Origin of the sequence: Prevotella sp. C561 (genome assembly GCF_000224595.1) — a bacterium.
In the GTDB taxonomy this organism is placed as follows: Bacteria; Bacteroidota; Bacteroidia; order Bacteroidales; family Bacteroidaceae; genus Prevotella; species Prevotella jejuni.
Genome location: NZ_JH114139.1, coordinates 133,443 through 137,549, shown reverse-complemented (window position 1 = coordinate 137,549; position 4,107 = coordinate 133,443). Strand labels below are relative to the sequence as shown.

The following is a 4,107-nucleotide window of genomic DNA, read 5'->3' as shown; positions in this document are numbered from 1 at the left end:
TCATGTTTTAAGGCAAGAGGGAACAGAATTATAGAAGTAAACCACCAACTACAGCACTATAAACAAAAGGCACGGGAACTACTGACCTCAGAAGAAGGCATCAAGCATCGAGGACGAAGGTGCATAGAACCTGAAGCTGTTTTTGGACAAACAAAATATAATAAAGCCTATAAGAGGTTTAGGCATTTTGGAAAAGACAAGGTCAATATGGACTTTGCCTTCTTCGCTATTGCCTTTAACATAGGGAAAATGTGTAGAAAAACTAATCTCAAGGAACTAAAAGCCGTTATGGAGGTACTTTTTGTAACCTTCAGATACTCTATACAAGTTTATATAGGCTATTTAAAGCCCAATAAATCATTTTATATGAAATTAGCAGCATAGCTGCAGTAAATAACGAATTATGTCGTAGACAAGGTAAAGGAAGAACAAAAAGAGGATGTATCAATTTTGACACACCCTCTCGGGGGAGGGGCCGCTATCTTTCTGACCTTTGCGTGTTCTGTTCATCTGTGTTCTCTGTGAGAAAAAATATGTCATTCTTCTTTTGTCATTATGTCATTCTGTCTAAAAAAATACACCTATCTCCCCCCGTTCCCCTGTTATTCTGTCTTCAAGACCACTCCTTCTGTTACCTCTGTCCTCCTGTTACTCTGTCTTCAAAATTACCCTGTCTCCCTTTGTCATTATGTCATTCTGTCTAAAAAACCACACCTGTCTCCCCCGTCCCCTGTTATTCTGTCTTCAAGACCACCCCTTCTGTTACTCCTGTCCCCTGTTACTCTGTCCTCAAAATTACCCTATCTCCCTTTGTCATTATGTCATTCTGTCTAAAAAATGCACCTGTCTCGCCCCGTCCCCCTGTTATTCTGTCTTCAAAAACTACCCTGTCTGGCTACTTATATTACTACATATATCCTGCTTGCGATCGGCTTTTTTGTGTTGTACCTTTGCATCGTCATCAGGAATGAAAACGGTGACAGGCTGGGCATTCGACGACTGGTGGGGCTGAGGAGGACGAGGCTGTCGGTAGGAGATGGACCAGACAATGAGAAGTCAAACAATCTATTATATATAAGGTATATGATGAACGATAATCTTTTTAACGAGATAGACCTTAGCGAACGACTCTCACCACATTTCACGGTGGGCGAGATGATGCGCTCGGGTGAGGCTGTGAAGCGGCGGATAAAGAACGTGCCTAAGACGGAGGGGCGCGATGGTGAGGTGCTACGCGAGGAAGTGATGGAAAATCTCAAGGCCCTTTGCGAGTGTGTGCTCGAACCCCTCCGCCGTCATGTTGGGCGTGTTATTGTCACGAGTGGCTACCGTTCGCCAGTGCTGAATAAGGCCATTCATGGGGCCTTCGACTCCCAACACCTGCGGGGTGAGGCGGTGGATATCCATGTCACAGGGGCAGAGATGTGTCGAAAATACGCTACTGTGCTTCGCCAAACAGACTTCGATCAGATGATTTTGGAGCCGTTGGAGGCCACCTGTAAGCGATGGATCCACATCAGTTATAGGCGGGATGGGAGGAACAGACACCAGATTCTCGGGGAGAAATAGGCGTCAGAGCGAGGGCAAAACAATTCACTTTTTTGTCGCCGAAACGGTGGGGTAGGTCCTTCAAGACGCTGAACAGTAATATTTTAATTATTTACGTGAATATCTTTTCATATTTTTAATCCTTTATGTTTATGGTGAAGTATGTTTTTACGTTTTTGTGTTTTCCAACTTTTACCTTTATATTTTTATACGTTTTTAGGCTTTTGCTTGTTTAGTTATTTGTCTTTTTACATGTTTACTTGTTCGCTTGTTTATGTGTTTACTTGTTTACTCGTTTACGCATTTACATGTTTACTTGTTCACTTGTTTACTTAATTTTACACTTTTTTGTCGCAGTTACTTTCCGTGTAGATGTCCCTCCCCTCAATCCGTGGTGGGGGGAGGGTGGAGTGGAGAGGCAGCTGACAGGCATGCAAGCCATTGTTTAGAATAGGTCATGAACTATGCATAGATGTCCTTAATTTAATTGTTTCACTTATTAAAATCATTCAAGTTATGTCAATCAAATTCCGTATGTATCAAGACAATCGTAGTAACAGTAAGCACAAGGGGTATTGGTATGCTCGCGCAATCAGTCCCGACCTTGTTGGCGTGAAAGACCTTGCTAACCGTGTGAGTGCCCGTTGCACCGTCACAGAGCCTGATATTCTGGCAGTTATCAGTGCGTTGGTGTTCGAGATGAACCAGGTGCTCAAGGCTGGAAACCGTGTGAAGCTCGACGGATTGGGAACCTTTCGTGTGGGCATCCATTCGTCTGGTGTTGAGAAGGCAAAGGACTTCAATCCACAGCGCGACATCTTTGGTGCTCACGTTATCTTTGTCCCTGCGGTGAGGGTGGACGCTTCTCATCGTCGTGTCAACAAACTTCTCGACGGTTTGCGAGTGCAGGAGGCCGAGCAGTATGACTCGCCTATCGCTGCTGCCAAGCCTAAGAAGGGCAGCAAGAAGGGCGGTAAGGACAAGACCTCAACGCCTTCAGCGGGTCCTGTGGCTGGTGAGTCTACTCCGTCGGGCGAGTCTCATGCGTAGTCGATGAGGCTTGAGCCGATGGATGTAGTGGCCGTTCTGGGTTGCTAAGTCGTTGAGGCTGAGCGTTGAACGACGGTCGCAACCGAGCGAAAGGGGGTGGGGGAGAACCGACGAAGCTCCTCCGATCCTTATTAATATATCGTCATTAACCTTACAGTTCCTGCCTGTGCTGTGTCGGTGTAGTACGTTCGTTATGAGCGTGTTAGAGCGTTTATTGGGACGTGTTGGACCATTTTATGAGACATGTTAGAATGTTTCTTGAGACGTGCTAAAACGTTTCTTATGAGCGTGTTAGAGCGTTTCTTAGGATGAGTCAGAGCGTTTTACGAGATGTGACGTGCGTCGACAAGTATGGAGGAATTGTTCAAAACCATTGTTTACAATTATGAATAAACCAGTTTGGAAGAATATCTTGCATATTCTTATCACTATTCTTACAGCGTTGGCAACCACCTTGGGCGTTACTTCTTGTATGTAGAACGCATCCATAACTCCCTCGTCTTGAGTCTGTTCAGCCGTTAGCAATTGCCGACAAGGCGTGGTTGTGGTGGTTCTCGTATGTAGAAATCACCCACAACCTCCCTCGTTTTGAGTCCGTTCGGCCGTTAGCGGCAACTTGTAAGACTTGGTTGTGTGGTGGTTCTTATACTTAAAACGCTTCAACAACACAACTGTCTTGAACTTAGACAGTCGTTAGCGGTTGCCGATTAGACTTGGTTGTGTGGTGTATCTTATACTTAAAATGCTTCAACAACACACCTGTCTTGAACTTAGACAGTCGTTATCGGTCACTTATAAGACTTAGTTGATTGATTGTATCTGTCTCTATCACAGATGGTTGCAAAGCTGTCGACCGACACAAACGTAGGTTATGTGCGACTTTATGGGAGGTTTTCCACGACAGTATCGTAGCTTATGTGCGACAATAAGGGAGGCTTTTTCCTGTTTTGTCGACAAATAGGGAGGTGCAAGGCGACGGCTGGGGAGGAAAGAGGGGTGTGTTGTCTCTTTTCTTTACAATTATCTTGTTTTTGCTTTGTTATAGTGTTCTTTTATCGGTTACTAATTTGTTTCCCACTTTATTTGGCCTTTGTATTTGTCTTTGTAACGTGTTATAAGACAAGTGAATAGCCTGTGGTGCGACAGATTAGTAACCTTTTTCGTATCATGAAGGGCGTTGTTTGGCGACAAAAAAGTAACATGATAAAAAAGCAGGACAGTTCCTTCTCTTATAGAAATCACAGCGGCCTCACCCCCAACCCCTCTCCGAATGGCGAGGGGAGTGGTATGTGAGGTTACCCCTTTTGGCCTGCTGCATACTTCGTAATGGTTCTTTCTCTCACAGAACTTACAGATTTATCAGAGCCTTTTTGCGCACAGTTTAATTCGTGGGGAGTTTTTTCTCTCACAGAACTCACAGATTTGACAGACCCTTTTTGCGCACAATTTCGAACTCACAGAAGGCCTTCGGCATACAGATATCACAGAGGCCTCACCCCCAGCCCCTCT

At 44.8% G+C, this 4,107-nt stretch carries 4 protein-coding genes; all 4 read left to right on the top strand.

From position 1 onward, the window contains the following. Window positions 1-384: transposase (locus HMPREF0666_RS00410; protein ID WP_009010280.1), on the top strand; the 384-nt coding region annotated here is incomplete at its 5' end. A 699-nt stretch (window positions 385-1,083) separates the two neighbouring features. Further along, complete coding sequence (locus tag HMPREF0666_RS00405; protein ID WP_009010279.1) at window positions 1,084-1,569, top strand: D-Ala-D-Ala carboxypeptidase family metallohydrolase; 486 nt, start codon at window positions 1,084-1,086, stop codon at window positions 1,567-1,569. Between the two features lie 495 nt (window positions 1,570-2,064). After that, complete coding sequence (locus tag HMPREF0666_RS00400) at window positions 2,065-2,598, top strand: HU family DNA-binding protein (protein ID WP_009010278.1); 534 nt, start codon at window positions 2,065-2,067, stop codon at window positions 2,596-2,598. Window positions 2,599-2,983: 385 nt separating this feature from the next. Beyond that, entirely contained in the window at window positions 2,984-3,076 is a 93-nt protein-coding gene (locus HMPREF0666_RS17150; protein WP_157600212.1) for a smalltalk protein, read from the top strand. Window positions 3,077-4,107 lie beyond the last annotated feature (1,031 nt).

Excerpts from the sequence above, each read along its gene's own strand:
- HMPREF0666_RS00405 (WP_009010279.1), top strand. The coding sequence starts at position 1,084 with ATGATGAACGATAATCTTTTTAACGAGATAGACCTTAGCGAACGACTC.
- HMPREF0666_RS00400 (WP_009010278.1), top strand. The coding sequence starts at position 2,065 with ATGTCAATCAAATTCCGTATGTATCAAGACAATCGTAGTAACAGTAAG.
- HMPREF0666_RS17150 (WP_157600212.1), top strand. The coding sequence starts at position 2,984 with ATGAATAAACCAGTTTGGAAGAATATCTTGCATATTCTTATCACTATT.